Raw genomic sequence first — 15,059 nt, forward strand, 5'->3', positions numbered from 1 at the left:
TCCAATTGTTTTAATATTCAAACTAATAGAGCACCACCTGTCCAAGGGTAAGTGCACACCCGGGGTCACGCTAATGCTTTATGAAAACCTGAAAGGATGATGTGAAGTGTCTAAAACTGTCTTTGTCATTCTGACCCTCATAGGCTTCGTCTGGGGCGTCTGGGGAGGCTTCCTGCTCGGCCCAAACCCTCCGCTGGTATTCGGCTGGCTGCCAATCTCCGTCGTCTCCATAATATTCACCGGCATCTATGCTTCCGTGATCAACCACCTTTTCTTCAAGAACTACGGGGAGGCGAAATAATTGATTACCATTGTCGCAACCATCCTATTCTCACTGGTCCTCATTGGTGTTGGCATCTTCGCCAACCAGAAAAATGAACAGACTAACGACGGCTTCTTCCTCGGCAGCAGGAGCATTGGTTCCTTCGCCACCATCATGACCTTGATCTTTTCCATCTGGAGTACGCTGGCCTTTTACGGCGTCGTTGGCGAAGGCTACATCAACGGTGTCGGTTCCCTCGGCATTGCCCAGGGCATCTTCTGGGGCTCGAGCCTCTTGGTTATTGTGGGCTACAGGCTCTGGATGATTGGTAAAAAATACGGCTTTTCAACGCCAGGCGACTTCTTTGGCGAACGCTATTATTCCAACTTCTTCAGGATTGTCACCGCTGTCGGACTCATTTTCTTCACCATGCCTTACATAGGGCTGCAGCTCAGCGGCCTCGGCTCCGGCCTCAACGGTGCGGCCAACGTGCCGGTGCTCGTCGGTACGGTTTCTATCGCTTTGGTCCTCCTGATCTTCGTCTCCGTGGGCGGCATGCGCTCGGTGGCTTGGACGGACGCCGTTCAGGGCGTCGTCTTCACCGTGATCGTGCTCGTGGCACTGCTGGTGCTCTTCATCTCCATGCCGGAGCCTCTCACCGTGGTGGCCCAAAAGGCTGCGGAAGCCCGTCCGGGTCTTAACGGCTACCCAGGACCGAACAATCTGTATTCGCCGGTGCTCACGCTGCACCTTGCTATCACCATCGGCTCCTTCGTGGTCTGGCCGCACATTTTTATCCGCTTCTTTATCGCGAAGTCCAAGGAAACCTACAAGACCCTCGCGACGGTTTACCCGCTTTACGAAGTCCTCTGCATGGTGCCGCTGCTCCTGATTGGCATCATCATCATTCCTTATCTGTTTGGTGGGGGACTGTCCCCACTTGAAGCGCAGATGAGCATCCACCAGGCCATCAACACCATTAAAGGCGGCTCTATTCTGGGCGCGGGCATCTTCCTGGCGGCGTTCGCGGCGGCCATGTCTACGGCGAGCTCCCAGCTCCTGGCCTGCTCCAACATGTTCACCAGCGACCTCTACACGCGGTTCCTCAACAAGAAGGCCTCTGACAAGAAGATCGTCTTCATGGGCCGCGCGGCCATAGTGGTGTTCGTCATCATCTCCACGGCTTTTGGCCTCTACTGGCCGCACGTGTTCAGCACTGCGACGCGCTTCGCGACTCCGGGCTACGCCCAGCTCTTCCCGCCGCTCATTGCCGGCCTCTTCTGGAAGCGCGCGAACAGGGAAGGCGCGATTGCCGGGACCCTTGGCGGTTTCCTGATCCTGGTCCTGTTCTCCCTCGTCTGGCCTAACCCGCTCAAGATCACGGCGCTGATCTGGAGCATGATCGCAAACGTGGCCTTGCTGGTGGGCGTCTCCCTCGTGACACCGGCCCCTTCCAAGGAGATCGTCGAGAAGTTCCACGACTCTGTCACAGAAGAGCTCTTTGGCAGGAAAAAGCGCCCTTCAGGCGCCGCGAAGGCGAACCAGGCGTAACCTTTAGCTTTTAACACCTCACTCAATCCACCTCAAAAGACCAGTTATGCCGATGGTCCCTTCACCCCAAGTTCAAACCTCCGGTATAACTGGTCTCTTTTTACCTTTGACCCTAAATTTATGTCATGACTTACGGAGTGATTTTGTGCGCAATATGGATGTAAGCCAACTGTTTTCAAAGCTTTCCGGCGAAGTCGTGGAATACAACCACGACGCGGTGATAGAGCTCGTCAAGGAGCTCATTGCGCGGGGGGTCGACCCTCTGCGAATCATAGACGAAGGCCTTCTTCCGGGCATTGAGATCGTGAAGGACAAATTCGAGAAGCTGGAATACTTCCTGCCGGAGCTGATTTTCGCCTCGGAGGCGGTAAAGGAGAGCATCAATTTACTTATTTCGACCCTGCCCGAGAGTGAAAAGAATAGTCTCGTAAATGGAAAAGTGGTCATAGGAACCCCAAAAGGGGATATCCATGACGTTGGAAAGAATATTTTCGCGACGCTGCTGATGGCGTCCGGTTTTGAGATCTACGATATTGGAATTGACAATCATATTGACAGCTTTATTGAGAAGGCCAAGGAAGTGGACGCGGACATCATTGCCATGTCCTGCCTGATGACTACCAGCATGGTGCAGACCAAGGAGCTGATGGAGGATCTGGTGCGGCTTGGGCTGCGGGACAGGTTTAAGGTGATTCTCGGTGGCGGCGCGATTCAGGCGTCGTATGCGGAGACCATCGGCGCAGACGGGTACTCTGTGGACGCGGCCGGCGGGGTCAACATGGCGAAGGCGCTGGTGGGGAAGGGCGCTTAAAGGCATAAGGCTTAAAAGCAGCTTGTGACAGACTTGGACATTCACTGGCCGGCGGCCTCAGCGGCGGCCTGGCCATAAGACTATAAGGCAGTAAGGGGAGATCGCATGCTTCTCAACAGCATGGAAATAGCAGACAGAGCGCTGAACACGGGCGAGAAGATGGAAGCCCGGGAGTTCGACATGAAGGTTTATAAGGAAACGACGCGCCTTATGAAGAAGTACGACATCAAGTTTGACAAGCATTCGCTCATCAATCTTGACGATGACATGGCGGACCGGCTCTACGCCGCCGGCAAGGAATTTTACCTGACCATGGGGACGTATACTATGGAGACCAAGAGGGTCATCAAGGTTACGGAAAAAGAGCTGAACGAGATTCTCAGGAGCCTGCCGGAGCAGATTGTCATAGGCACCGGCAAGGACGCGCGGGTCATGCGCCATAGAAACGTGGAGGATCCGTCCCTGCCAACGATTCAGGGTGGGGTCATAGGGGGCAAGGCCACGGAGGATATGCTGGTGCCGCTGTATCAAAGTGTGGCCCAGGAGCCTTATGTGGATTCCTTTTACTTTGATCCGCCTCACGTCTTCGAGAACCGGCCGGTCATGTTTGGGAGCCCTATTGAGCTCTACGCGGCCAGGGTTTCGGTGATGAAGATCAGGGAGGCACTGCAGAAGTCCGGCAGGGCGGGGATGCATATTTTGGGCGGCTGTGGCTCGGCCATGGCGGACATCTGCACCTGCTATGACGGGGGGATTCGCAGCACGGATGGGATCTGCGCCCATACCACGTCTGAGCTCAAGACGGACTTTGATGCCCTGAACAAAATTATGCATACCATTCACTACAGCTGCATGCGTCAGGTGTGGTGGGCGCCGGTGATTGGGGCGTTTGCCGGCGGCGCGGAGGGTTCAGCGATTGCTGCGGTGGGGGGGCTCTTCCACGCGGTGGTGGTGGGCCAGGCACACCTTGGCTCCGCTTATCTGGACCTTCAGGTGACGCCGTATTATAACGCCGGCGCAACGGACAGGATGTCCCTGTGGATTTTGTCTACAGCGGGTCAGGCTATAGTGCGCAATACGAAGGCTATTCTGCAGGGGACGGTCACGACCTCAGCGGGTCCCGGGACGAAGCAGATGCTTTATGAGATTGCGGCGTCCGTCATTTCCCAGACGGTGTCCGGGTACCATATCTTTGGCGTCAGGATCCACAAGCCGACCAAGGACAATCATGGCACCGGCCTTGAATCCCGATGGATGGGGGACATCGCCCGGGCAGCCGTGAAGCTCAGCCGCCAGCAGGCCGAGGAGGTCGTCCAGAAGATTTATATGCATTATGAGGACAAGATTGGCAAAGGGCCTGAAGGGTTTAGCTTCGAGGAGCTCTACGACGTCGAAACCGTGCAGCCAAAAGACCATTATCTGGCACTCTACGATGAGGTCAAGGCAGAGCTTGAGGCTTTGGGTCTTGAGTTTGAGTAGGGGCTGAGTGTGGGGGCTTGGGACAAAGACATTTATAAAGGTGGGCCGACTGCAGTCGGCCTTTCTTTGTTTAAGTACAGAGGGGGACAGGGACACACCACGCGGGACAGGGACACGTCACGGGGGACAGGGACATACAGCGCGGGACAGGGACATACCGCGAGTGACTGTCCCGCACCACAAGTGCCTGTCCCGCACCACGCTGTGGCCCTTTGCCCAGTCCTGATGTACAATTAAACTAAACCATCATCAAATCCCCCGAGCTAACCCGGCTCCCCCAAAAACCGCCCGAAAGAAGGTGACCCCCCATGCCAGCCGTTCAGGACTTAGACCAGGACGCCATTTACAAAGACATGCTGACCATGGAATATATCTATGATCTGATCTACGGCTACGCCACCCGGATTACCCAGCTGAAGTCCCTGGAGACACTCTATCCGCTCGAGTCCCCAAATCACGTGGTGCTGCTCCTCATGGTGGACGACTTCTGGAAAATCTGCGAGCGCCTCGACAACAAGCAGCGCTACGGCGTCAAACGCAGAATCCTCAATGTGGTCAGGTCCACACTGAAAAAACAAGAATATCCAGCCATCACGACCTCCTTGATCGGCACAGATAAAATTATAGTTTTAGCTAATTTAGCTGAAGTGCTGGCGGCGGAACACAGGGTGGAAGCGGAGACCATCGGCAAAACCTTAATCAAAGCCGTGGAAGGCCTGACCCGCTACTCCGTCAAGGTCGCCATCAGCAGCGTCTGCCCAAGCTACAACGAGCTCTGGAAGGCCTATGAGCAGTCCTTCCAGACGCTGAGCCACGCCTTCACTTACGAAAAAGGCGTCATCCTGCACTACGCCGACCTCTTCACGGACAAAGCGCTGGACCTAATGCTCCTCAACGAAACCGAGCGCTTTGAGTTCGAGCTGACCAAGCTGATCTCCAAGAACAGCACAGCGGACATGGACACCCTCATAGAAAAGTGGTGCAGCTTTTTAGTCGCGAACCATTACAGCGAAGAGACCATCAAGTCCATCTTCACCAAAATGATCTTCAACCTGCTGGAATATGGCGTGAATATTGGCCTCGATTCCACGGTGATTTCCAAGGCCTCGGTGGACACGACCGTCGCGATCCTGAAGACCAACTCCCTGACGGGCATCCAGCAGATTGTGAGCGACTACGCCAAGGGCCTATCACGTCAGGTCAAAGAAGCCTGCGAAAGAGGCTGCGAGAAGGGCTTCGAGGCAGCCATGGGGTTCATCCATACCTACTACTACGAAAACCTCTCACTAAATGAAATCTCCAAGGTGGCAAGCATGAGCCCCTCCTACTTCTGCCGCAAATTCAAAGCGCTCTACGGCAAAAATTATGTCAAATACCTCAATGAGTACAGAATTGACAGAGCCAAGTCACTGATCGCGGAAAGCGACCTCAGTCTCTCCGCCATAGCCGCCAAAGTGGGCATCCACGACATGTCCTACTTCAGCAAGCTGTTCAAGGCCCGCGTCGGCGTCACGCCGAATCAATACAGACGCGAGACGGCAGCGAACGAAAAAGCCCGCCCAGAGGTGATCGAATGATTTTTCAGTCCGCCCTCAAAGCAGACCTCGCTGCAGCCCTGAAGCACATGGGCTATCCGCCAGGCGTGAACCCACCCGCAAAGGTCACAGAGCGGCTGTTGAGCTTGTTTGAAGAGTCAAAAACAAGGCTTTTGCCGATGGTCTTCCATCACACCTTCCCCACCCAAGTCACCGAAGATGGCCAGGCCATTGAAATCATTGGAACTGAGGCGGCGTTCAGGTCCCCCTTTGCTGTAGAGGTTCTAAAGGGATGCTGCGAGGTCATTGTAGCTGTTGCCACCATAAAAACCTCAGAAATCCCTGAAGTCTCAATGGCTAAGACGTTGAAAACAACCGAAAAGACCCAGCGCCCCGCCTCAGAACAGCTGATCCTCAAGGCCATCGCCAACGCCGGCCTTGAGACCCTCGTGGAGGCGTTCTGGGACTTCATGGCCGCTCAGTCCAAGGCTGGATCACTGTCAAATGAATTTAAGGGGTTTAATGAAGAAACCATCGGCAAAAAAACCGGTCTTACCCGGCTGTACCTGCCCGGTGAAAACGCCTGGCCCATTTCCGACCAGGCCACTTTGTTCAGGCTTCTGAGGGTAAAGGAGCCCGCCCTCAGCGTCAGCCTCAACGACAGTCTCATGATGGACCCGGAAAACAGCCTGTCCTTCGTGATAGGGAAGACCCTGGACGGCACCTTCAGCGAGGTGCATCACGACTGCGGCCTTTGCCTCTTGAAGTGCTGCCAGTTCAGGAAGGAGAGAAGCGCCAGTGACACCAAAATATAGACTCGTGATCAATGACATCACCGGCCGGCACGAATTTTATGTCGGTGCGGGTCTGACCCTCATGGACGCAGTCATCAAACAAGGCTACAAAGTCGACAGCGTTTGCGGCGGCAACAAAACCTGCGGCAAGTGCCGGGCAATTCTAAAGGGGGGACAGTCCCCAACCGAAACCATGACTGACCCACAAACGTCCGGTTGGGGACTGTCCCCAACCAACATCCCAGGGCCCACCCCTGAAGAGCTGGCCTTGCTTCGCAAGCACAACGCGCCTGCAGACGAGCGGCTCATGTGCTTCATTCCCATGGACAGGGACATGGAAATCACGCTGCCCCATCAGTCCGCCCAGGCCCAGATCATGATAGCCGGCCTGAAAACGGAGAACACCGAACGAGACCCTTGGGTGAAAAAAGCGCGCATTGAAGTCGACCCATCCACCCTCACGGACCAGCGCGGCTTCGCCGAGGCGCTGATGGCCGCCGTCCCGGGGACCACCGGCATCTCCCTGAACGCCCTCATCAAAACCGCAGCCCTGTTGACCGGCAAGTCTCAGACCCTCGAAGTCGTCACCCTGGATCAAGAGATTGTCGACGTCAACACGCCGGTCCAGACCCTGACTGAAGAATCCCAGCTAAATCATCCACCGGGGTCTGACCCCACCGGACATACCGCCGGACATCCCACCGGACATCCCACCGGACAACCCATCTCACGTCCCGTCGGCCCCTTTGGCGCCGCCATTGACATAGGCACCACCACCCTGGCCGCCTACCTTTACGACTACGGCACCGACGAAATCACCGCCACCGCCTCAGCCCTCAACCCCCAGGCCGTCCGTGGCAAAGACGTCATGACCCGCCTCCACTACGCCGCCTCTAACAAAGACGGCGCCACCGAACTCAGCCGCCGCCTCATTGCCGAGCTGAACACCATGCTCCACAGCCTGGCCAGCCAGGCGGGCATAGACCGCGCTGACCTCCTCCACGTGGTCACCACCGGCAACACCACCATGCAGCAGCTCCTCCTGGGCGTCAACTGCGGCCTCATGGGCATTTCCCCTTTTTTGCCGATGGTCACCCATACCCTCACCACACCCGCCGCCCACCTTGGCCTCAGCATCCATCCGGACGGTCGTCTGACGGTCCTCCCTTCGAAAGCGGCCTTCGTGGGCGCCGACACCCTGTCCGCAGTCTACGCGGCCGGCCTCCATCAGCAGCCGGAGGACAAGGTGCAGCTTCTCATTGACATAGGCACCAACGGCGAAATTGTGCTGTCGGGCAGAGGCAGGATGCTGTGCTGCGCTACGGCGGCTGGACCGGCCTTCGAAGGCGGTTCCATCAGCTGTGGGATGGGGGGCGTCAGCGGCGCCATAGACAAAGTTGATTTTTCGTGGCCGTGTGGTTATACGACCATCGGCGGGGTGGCACCTAAGGGTCTTTGTGGCTCAGGGCTGATCGATTTCTGCGCCGAGCTGCTAAGAGAAGGCAAGCTGAGCAGGCCCGGCAGGCTGCTGGAGCGGGATGAAAACGACCGTTACTTCCTGGACGAGGCGGCGGGGATTTTTCTTTCCCAGAAGGACGTCAGGGAGCTTCAGCTGGCGAAAGGCGCGATCCACGCGGCGGTTGAAATTCTGATGGGGATGCTTGGCATTGGTCCCGAGGAGATCGATCAGGTGGATCTGGCCGGCGGCTTTGGCAGCTTCTTGAATTTGGAAAGTGCCGAGGAAATCAAGCTGCTGCCAAAGGGCCTGATGTCCAGGGCCAGGGTCGTGGGCAACGCCGCTGGGATGGGTGCTGTGGCGGCGCTGAGGTCAAAGGAGGCTTTGAAGGCCATTGAAGCTATCAAGGAAAAAATGGAGTATGTTGAACTCTCAGGGTTAGGGGACTTTCAGCAGGCGTTTATTATGAAGCTGGGTTTTTAAGACAAAAGGGAAAGACAAAAGGGACAGTCCCTTTTGATTTCTTTTGGTAAGACAAAAGGAACCGTCCCTTTTGATTGTCCCTTTTGACTCTTTGCCGATGGTCGCCTAAATAAAACTATAGGCAATTACATTTTTTGATTTGGGAGGCACAAAAGGATTCAAAAGGAATCAAAAGGAACCGTCCCCTTTGATTCCCAAAGTTTAGAATCCCCCATTTGGGGAATCATAATAATAAGCACCTTCACTGAGGCAACTCAAGGTTGAGGAGGGATCGCCATGACGACCCAAAAGCTGATTGAGCACTGGATCGAAGTGTTAAAGAACGCGAATGATCTCGAGGAATACAATAAGCTGCTCAAGGTTATGGAAGATGAGCTTACCGAAGCCGAATGTGAAGAGGTGCTCGAGGTGCTTGAGGACATGAACGCGTAGAGCCTTGGGCTATCCCGTTTACATGGGATCGAGACAACCAGACAAAATTTATTTGGGACTGCTGCAAACTTGAAAAACTTGTTTGCAGTAGCCCCTTTTTTCTTTACAAAATGTAATAATATGGTTATTATATAAGGAGTCAGATGTAAAAATAAGGAATTTTAAAAAGGGAACTAAAATACCTTCACACAAGCTCTGCTGCTCTGACAATCCATAAGGTATAATCCAGCACAAGGTTGAGCCAGGTCTAATCCATGTCGCTCTCAACTCTCCAGTGAAATGCCAATCAGATAAACAAAAAATCAAGGGAGAGGATCACATGGAACACCTGGACAGCTTTCAACCTGGAGACAATTTATCCTTCATTATCGACAAGCGCGACCTTCTTGGCTATGAGGCTATGGAAGAGGAGGCGCAGGACGTTTTCGATCAGGGCGCCCTGACGACTCTGTTTTATGAGCTTCATCAGGACCTCGTCCTGAAATGCAGAGCGACAGAGGAAGGCCTGGAAGTGATGCACCGCGCTTACTGTCTACCCATTCAACCCAAGGTCTCTGATGACTTCTTCTACAGCGCGCTGGTCAAAACCATCTTTTACTCAGGCTTTCGCCCCACGGTGATTGACCGCTATTTGCCCACAGTCAACAGATATTTTTCTGATTATCAAGAGGTTATGACCTACACGAGAGCGCATGTGGATGAAATTATGCAAGATCCTGGCATGATCAAGAACAGAAGTAAAATTATGGCGTGCTATAACAATGCCTGGACCGTTTCGACCATAGGCCTGCACTGCGGTTCCATGCAAGGGTTCCTGGATGTTTTGAACGACGACTATAGCAACGAGAGTCTGGCACATCTCTGGGAGGGCCTGCAGCTCCACTTCGATTTTATGGGGGAAATCACCGCCCTGAATCTTATGGCAGAGCTGGGCTTTGATGTGTTCAGGCCAAACAGGGAGTTGATGCGTGGCTTCAGGCGCCTTGGTCTCATTGAAACTGAGAAGGACCACATTAATGCGGTCAAAGCAGCCCGGGTTATAAGTGAAGGCACCAGGCTGCCCCTTTACTATATCACCGCCGTGGTTCAGATTTACGGCCAGATGCATTAACGGCAGCATCACAAACGAAAAAACGCCCCGGTAAGCAGCTTTGCCATCACTGGCCTGTCGCTTTCCGGGGCGTTTTTTTTAAGTTTTATTACCGCTTTTCAATCGCAATCAGAAACGGGGGATCATTCCGCCAGTTGAGCATGTCGTAGCGCAGAACGGTGTAGACCTTCTGGTCGAGGCCAGCAGCGAACGCCAGCAGCGCGTCCCGTTCCTCCGGCCCGCCGGTGTGACCGTGATAGATGACAAAAATGGCCATGCCGCCTTTTCGAAGCCTTGGAAGGAGACCCTCGAGACACCTCAGTGTCGATGATCCCTGAGTCACAACGCCTTTGTCGCCGCCGGGCAGATATCCCAGGTTGAACTGGACCGCACCAATCTGCTGACCCTCTGCCAGCCGCGACACCGCGTGCTCGTGGCTTTCCTGATACAGCGTCACCCGGGACTCAAGACCTGCTGCTGTGACCCGCGCCCGTGTGCTTTCAATGGCCTCGGCCTGGATGTCAAAGCCCAGCACCTGTCCTTCTGATCCTACCAGCTCGGCCATCAGCACCGTGTCATGCCCATGACCGGTAGTCCCATCTACCACGACATCTCCCTCGCGCACGCACTGCCTGAGGAGAAAGTGGCTGAACATCAGCGGCGACTCAATCATGGCGTTCACCTCGCCTACGGATGTCATAGATCCCCTGATAGGTGCCACGACGCTTCAGCTCGTCATCTATGCTGTTCAGAACCTCCCATTTTTTGAGGCTCCACTTGGGTCCAATCAGAGACTTCCTGGGCGCATCCCCCGTCAGTCTGTGGATCACGATCTCCTGAGGGATGATCTCTAGTTGATCACAGATGAGGCTGACGTAGTCGTCCTTTTCGAGAAATCTCAGTCTGCCAGCCTCATAATCCTTCACCATGGCGGTGTTTTCCATGAGATGGAGCAGGTGGAGCTTGATCCCCTGGATGTCCGAGTCCAGCAGGACCCGCTTCAGACTCTCCATCATCATGGCATGGTCTTCGCCAGGCAGCCCGTTAATCAGGTGGGTGCAAATCTGAATGTCGTGCTGACGCAGGGCCTCCACGGCTTTGAGGTAAGCTTCGTAGGTGTGTCCCCGGTTGATGAGGCGGCTGGTGCTTTCGTGGATGGTCTGGAGGCCCAGCTCTACCCAGAGATAGTGACTCTGGTTCAGCTCTGCCAGATATGCGATGGTTTCGGGCGGGAGACAATCGGCTCGCGTCCCGATCATGAGGCCCACAACGCCGGGTTCATTCAGGACCTGCTCATAACGGGATCTCAGCACGTCCACGGGGGCGTAGGTGTTCGTGAAATTCTGGAAGTAGGCAAGGTATTTTTTGGCCTGGGGCCACTTCTTGTGCTGCTGGGCAATACCCTTTCGCAGCTGGAGGGGAAGGGGATCCAGGGCGCTCTGGGCGAAGTCGCCGGAGCCGGACTCTGAGCAGAAGGTGCATCCGCCGCCCCCAGTTCGCCCGTCCCGGTTGGGGCAGCTGAAGCCGCCGTCCAAAGCGACTTTGAAGACCTTTTCTCCAAAGTGGTCTTTCAGGTGCTGGTTCCAGGTATGATAACGCTTCGCGTTAGGATCTTCTAAGTTAAATACGTTCAAGTACAATCACCTCAGGGACTATTTTAGCACATTTTTTGGTGGGGGACAGGCACTCCCTGAGATTTTGGTGGGGGACTGGGCCCAATCGGAATTTTGGAGGGGGACAGGGACTTCCTGTGAATTTGGTTGGGGACTGGGCCCGCCTGAGAACAGTGGCGCAATACTTTGTTAATGAGGATTATTCAACCATTGGAAGGATCGCGTACCAGCCCGTCGCGGTTTGGCGCTCGCCGCCTATGACGACGGAGCCGCTGCCTGCCGCGGTGTTATTGCCGCCGCCCAGGACTGAGGAGCCTGTGCCCGTTGCTTTATTCGTGCCGCCGCCGGAGATGGTTGACGCAATGCCGCTGGCTGTATTTTTATAGCCACCCAGAATGGAGGCGTCGCGCTGGCTCGCGGTGTTGGTGTCGCCACCGGAGATGGACGCGTGTGCCCCGCTGGCCAGGTTGTTCTGACCTCCAGTAACAGAGGCGTTATTGCCGATGGTCGTATTCCCCAAACCACCCGTAACCGCTGAACTTATGCCGCTTGCCGTATTGGTTGAACCCCCTGTAACGGACGCCCCGTCGCCGCTTGCTGTATTTTGATCGCCGCCGGAGACAGAAGCATTGGTCCCACTGGCCAGGTTATTGCTGCCGCCTGAGACAGAGGCATTGACACCAAGTGCCTGGTTGCTTTGACCGCCAGCGACGGAAGCGTTGGCACCGCTTGCTGTATTGGCGTCGCCGCCGGAAACAGAGGCGCGGACGCCACTTGCGGTATTGCTGTAGCCGCCGAGGATCGCGGTAAAGAGATTGCTGGCAGTGTTTTTATTCCCACCACCGACAAAAGCGTATTGGCCGCTGGCCATATTGCTGAACCCGCCTGAAATAGTCGCGTAGCTTCCTTTGGCAGTGTTTGAAGCGCCGCCTGAAATGGTTGCGCCTTTACCGGAGGCTGTATTGCCATTGCCGCCAAGGATTGCAGCTGCGGATTCAAGGGCTTTGTTGGATTCGCCGCCAAGAACTGAAGCATATGGCGCGCCAATTTGGTTATAGTAGCCTGCCACAATGCCACCAAAGGCATCTTCTTCGTAGTTGTTGTAATCCCCTAAAATCAGGTTGTGGGAGCCTGTTCTGACATCATTTTCTGGTTTCAGTGGTGCAAGCACCGTCACCCTGCTTTTGTTGTAGCCTATGATCAGGTTGCCAAGACCCTGACCATCCAGAATGGAGGTTTCGCCAAGGCCGTTGACGATTTGAACGTTCATACCGGAAAAGCGGAGGGTATCGCGTTCGCCCACCATCTCTCTGGTGACGCCTTTAAACAGCGTGTTGAATTTGCTGGTCAGAGAGGCCTCCAGCTCAGGATCATCCACAGCGTCTAATCTGGATTCGAGTTGCGTGATGGTTTCCTGAAGGGTTGTGACTTGGTTTTCAAGGGCGTTAATTCTGTTCATCAAAACTTCCATAGTGACTTCAGTTGTCTCAATGGATGATCCTGAAGCTGGAACTGGGGTTACAGTTTCAGCAGCGCTTGAAAAACCGGTGCCCCAAATTAAAAGAATAGTCAGCATCAAAATCGAGAAGAGAGGACTCAGCAGTTTTTTGGTTTTTGTCATTTTTCTCACCCTTTCCTTGAATTAAAAAGGCCGACCCTATCAGGCCGGCGGGTTAATTAATATTTTTAATGTTAGAAGCACGATTTAACCCCCTGGCACAAATCAAACCAAGTATGCGTTATATATATACCCGGGAAGATGAATAATACTTCAGGAAGACGTGAATTATGTTTTGACATGAACAATAAGTTTAAAACGTACGCTATGTAATTTGTGTACGTACATTTATTGTAACTTGCGCCGTTATTCTATATAATTAAATAGAGGTGATAATGATGAATCAGCCATTAAATGCTACTGAGGTCAGAAAGCATTGGAGCGAATTTATAGATAGTGTTGTGAGAAACAAACCAGCTCAGGTTAAAAGGAATCGAGATCTACTTGCGGTATTATCAATGGATCAACTGGAAGCTTTGTTAGAATCACAAAAAATCAAAATTTGTGTCATTCAAGAAGAGGACGGTACTTTTACTGGGTCTATAGATAACTTGGATCTTGCTGCAAACGAATCGTCCATAGAACAATTGAAACAAACACTCTTACAAGATTTAGTAGAATATGCATCTGAATACATGGACAACTTTGATCTGTATTTTAAATCACCTAATAGAAAAGCTCATTTTCCTTATGTTTATAAAGTTAATACCCTGATAGATTCAACAGAGCAGCTTAAAGAAGAGGTTGAAATCTATCGAGGGGATAAAAATAATGCCTAACTATATCGAGGTGACTAATATGACAACTTTTAATTCAAATTATTTTCTTGAGCTTGCCGACCAAAACCTGGCGGCTGCCATTCTCCATAGAAACAGCCATGCGCCTCATGGCAGCGTGGCTAAGAAGGATCAGTCAATTATGTTCAATATAGGCATAGATAACATGGACGGGCACTTGAACGGGGTGCTGTGTCTTGGGCAGACTGTGTCTGGGACTGGGACAGGGCCTGAGCCCGAAGCGCTTTTTAATGAAGCAAAAACCTTCTTTGGGAAAGACAAAAGAGGCTTCGTTATTTGGGTCAGGGACCATGCGGATTTTGAGCTGGAGACATATTTGAAGGGCAGAGGCTATAAGCCCCTGAGAGAGCCGGGCTCCACAGGCATGATGATTCAAAAGCCCATAGAAATGCCGGTGTCTGGGGATGGTATAGAGATAAAAAAGGTTATGGGTTCGCAAGAGGCTGCAGATTACGCGGCGGTTGTGCGGGATGCCTTTGACAAGAGCGAGGCTGTGGCTCGTGAGATGTTTGGAAGTTTGGGGAGTGTTGTCGCGGAGAATGTGGGGGCGTGGGTGGTTTATGGAAATCACAGGCCAAAAGCTGGGGCAATGATGGTGGCGAGCGGGGAGGCCGCGGGGATCTACTATGTGGGGACCGTGGCGGACGAGCGGGGCAAGGGCCTGGGCGCGCTGGCCACAGTGGCGGCGACGAACGGGGGCTTCGAGCTGGGAGCGAAATGTGTCGTGCTTCAGGCGTCCATAGCCGGGGAGAAAGTCTACCGTCGGCTTGGATACGAGGCGATCACCCACTATAGATGGTATCTGATTCCAGCGGAGGATTTATAGATTGAAAAGTCGCAGACGTTGGTAAGAATAAAGTGAGAAGTGTTGGTGAAGTCGATTTAACATTTTCTTGAGGAGGGTGAGAAGCATGAGGGATTTTATTGAAAAAGCCATGAATGCGTCCAGGCAGTATACAGTGCTTGATTTTGCGGTGCTGAAGCTGTGTTTAATGTCGATTGGAGTGCTGTTTGGGCTGAATTACAAGAAGCTGTTCAAGCGCCATATTCACGTGGTGTGGGGCGTGGCAATTGTCTCGTACCTATGGACAATGGGAAGATTAGTCTGTAATATTAAGAAAGAGTATGATTAATTGATAAAAAGGTGAAAGGAAATTGGTGCAGCGGGCGTCGGGGCCGACGTCCAATTGGCATCAAT

General features: G+C 53.6%; 15 protein-coding genes. 12 read left to right on the forward strand and 3 right to left on the reverse strand.

The features are described from left to right. Positions 1–106: 106 nt before the first annotated feature. The 9 genes from BLP63_RS05335 (at position 107) to BLP63_RS05370 (ending at position 9,914) form a co-directional block, all read left to right on the forward strand. Positions 107–301: a hypothetical protein gene (locus BLP63_RS05335; protein ID WP_092589878.1), complete on the forward strand. Its 195-nt coding sequence runs from the start codon at positions 107–109 to the stop codon at positions 299–301. Next, positions 302–1,813, forward strand: a complete 1,512-nt coding sequence (locus BLP63_RS05340) for a sodium:solute symporter family protein (RefSeq protein WP_092589879.1) — start codon at positions 302–304, stop codon at positions 1,811–1,813. Positions 1,814–1,967: 154 nt separating this feature from the next. After that, on the forward strand, positions 1,968–2,624 hold the full coding sequence (locus BLP63_RS05345; RefSeq protein ID WP_242870817.1) for a cobalamin B12-binding domain-containing protein: 657 nt from the start codon (positions 1,968–1,970) through the stop codon (positions 2,622–2,624). Positions 2,625–2,729: 105 nt separating this feature from the next. After that, entirely contained in the window at positions 2,730–4,103 is a 1,374-nt protein-coding gene (locus BLP63_RS05350; protein WP_092589881.1) for a monomethylamine:corrinoid methyltransferase, read from the forward strand. Between the two features lie 308 nt (positions 4,104–4,411). Next, positions 4,412–5,680 carry a helix-turn-helix domain-containing protein gene (locus tag BLP63_RS05355; RefSeq protein WP_092589882.1) on the forward strand — a complete coding sequence of 423 codons (1,269 nt, stop codon included), beginning with the start codon at positions 4,412–4,414 and terminating at the stop codon, positions 5,678–5,680. Beyond that, positions 5,677–6,453: a hypothetical protein gene (locus tag BLP63_RS05360; RefSeq protein ID WP_092589883.1), complete on the forward strand. Its 777-nt coding sequence runs from the start codon at positions 5,677–5,679 to the stop codon at positions 6,451–6,453. The genes BLP63_RS05355 and BLP63_RS05360 overlap by 4 nt, the downstream gene beginning before the upstream one ends. Next, positions 6,437–8,371, forward strand: coding sequence for an ASKHA domain-containing protein (locus BLP63_RS05365; RefSeq protein ID WP_092589884.1), 1,935 nt, complete (start codon positions 6,437–6,439; stop codon positions 8,369–8,371). Before BLP63_RS05360 ends, BLP63_RS05365 begins: the two co-directional genes overlap by 17 nt. Positions 8,372–8,647: 276 nt before the next feature. After that, positions 8,648–8,803, forward strand: a complete 156-nt coding sequence (locus tag BLP63_RS16800) for a hypothetical protein (RefSeq protein ID WP_170829305.1) — start codon at positions 8,648–8,650, stop codon at positions 8,801–8,803. Positions 8,804–9,122: 319 nt separating this feature from the next. Next, complete coding sequence (locus tag BLP63_RS05370) at positions 9,123–9,914, forward strand: DNA-3-methyladenine glycosylase I (protein ID WP_092589885.1); 792 nt, start codon at positions 9,123–9,125, stop codon at positions 9,912–9,914. Between the two features lie 88 nt (positions 9,915–10,002). Here BLP63_RS05370 and BLP63_RS05375 read toward each other — a convergent pair whose 3' ends face one another. The 3 genes from BLP63_RS05375 to BLP63_RS05385 all read right to left on the reverse strand — a co-directional run bounded on the left by BLP63_RS05375 (position 10,003) and on the right by BLP63_RS05385 (position 13,127). Beyond that, positions 10,003–10,593 (reverse strand): tRNA (mnm(5)s(2)U34)-methyltransferase, encoded by a 591-nt coding sequence (locus tag BLP63_RS05375; RefSeq protein ID WP_207646418.1) that lies wholly within the window; start codon positions 10,591–10,593, stop codon positions 10,003–10,005. Then, positions 10,559–11,527, reverse strand: coding sequence for a TIGR01212 family radical SAM protein (locus BLP63_RS05380; protein WP_092589887.1), 969 nt, complete (start codon positions 11,525–11,527; stop codon positions 10,559–10,561). Before BLP63_RS05380 ends, BLP63_RS05375 begins: the two co-directional genes overlap by 35 nt. A 178-nt stretch (positions 11,528–11,705) precedes the next feature. Beyond that, positions 11,706–13,127: a hypothetical protein gene (locus BLP63_RS05385; protein ID WP_092589888.1), complete on the reverse strand. Its 1,422-nt coding sequence runs from the start codon at positions 13,125–13,127 to the stop codon at positions 11,706–11,708. Between the two features lie 275 nt (positions 13,128–13,402). Between BLP63_RS05385 and BLP63_RS05390 the strand changes: the two genes are divergently transcribed. The 3 genes from BLP63_RS05390 to BLP63_RS05400 all read left to right on the forward strand — a co-directional run bounded on the left by BLP63_RS05390 (position 13,403) and on the right by BLP63_RS05400 (position 14,994). Continuing rightward, positions 13,403–13,843 carry a hypothetical protein gene (locus tag BLP63_RS05390; protein WP_092589889.1) on the forward strand — a complete coding sequence of 147 codons (441 nt, stop codon included), beginning with the start codon at positions 13,403–13,405 and terminating at the stop codon, positions 13,841–13,843. Continuing rightward, the gene (locus tag BLP63_RS05395) at positions 13,836–14,687 is read left to right on the forward strand and encodes a GNAT family N-acetyltransferase (RefSeq protein ID WP_092589890.1); all 852 of its coding nucleotides are present in this window, start codon (positions 13,836–13,838) and stop codon (positions 14,685–14,687) included. Before BLP63_RS05390 ends, BLP63_RS05395 begins: the two co-directional genes overlap by 8 nt. 85 nt (positions 14,688–14,772) lie before the next feature. Further along, positions 14,773–14,994, forward strand: coding sequence for a hypothetical protein (locus tag BLP63_RS05400; protein ID WP_092589891.1), 222 nt, complete (start codon positions 14,773–14,775; stop codon positions 14,992–14,994). Positions 14,995–15,059 lie beyond the last annotated feature (65 nt).

The organism is Acidaminobacter hydrogenoformans DSM 2784 (assembly GCF_900103005.1).
GTDB classification, from domain to species: Bacteria; Bacillota; Clostridia; order Peptostreptococcales; family Acidaminobacteraceae; genus Acidaminobacter; species Acidaminobacter hydrogenoformans.

Coding starts and splice junctions, on each gene's coding strand:
- BLP63_RS05355 (WP_092589882.1), top strand. CDS start 4,412: ATGCCAGCCGTTCAGGACTTAGACCAGGACGCCATTTACAAAGACATG.
- BLP63_RS05345 (WP_242870817.1), top strand. CDS start 1,968: ATGGATGTAAGCCAACTGTTTTCAAAGCTTTCCGGCGAAGTCGTGGAA.
- BLP63_RS05375 (WP_207646418.1), bottom strand. CDS start 10,593: ATGACATCCGTAGGCGAGGTGAACGCCATGATTGAGTCGCCGCTGATG.
- BLP63_RS05400 (WP_092589891.1), top strand. CDS start 14,773: ATGAGGGATTTTATTGAAAAAGCCATGAATGCGTCCAGGCAGTATACA.
- BLP63_RS05370 (WP_092589885.1), top strand. CDS start 9,123: ATGGAACACCTGGACAGCTTTCAACCTGGAGACAATTTATCCTTCATT.
- BLP63_RS16800 (WP_170829305.1), top strand. CDS start 8,648: ATGACGACCCAAAAGCTGATTGAGCACTGGATCGAAGTGTTAAAGAAC.
- BLP63_RS05350 (WP_092589881.1), top strand. CDS start 2,730: ATGCTTCTCAACAGCATGGAAATAGCAGACAGAGCGCTGAACACGGGC.
- BLP63_RS05395 (WP_092589890.1), top strand. CDS start 13,836: ATGCCTAACTATATCGAGGTGACTAATATGACAACTTTTAATTCAAAT.
- BLP63_RS05385 (WP_092589888.1), bottom strand. CDS start 13,127: ATGACAAAAACCAAAAAACTGCTGAGTCCTCTCTTCTCGATTTTGATG.
- BLP63_RS05360 (WP_092589883.1), top strand. CDS start 5,677: ATGATTTTTCAGTCCGCCCTCAAAGCAGACCTCGCTGCAGCCCTGAAG.
- BLP63_RS05390 (WP_092589889.1), top strand. CDS start 13,403: ATGAATCAGCCATTAAATGCTACTGAGGTCAGAAAGCATTGGAGCGAA.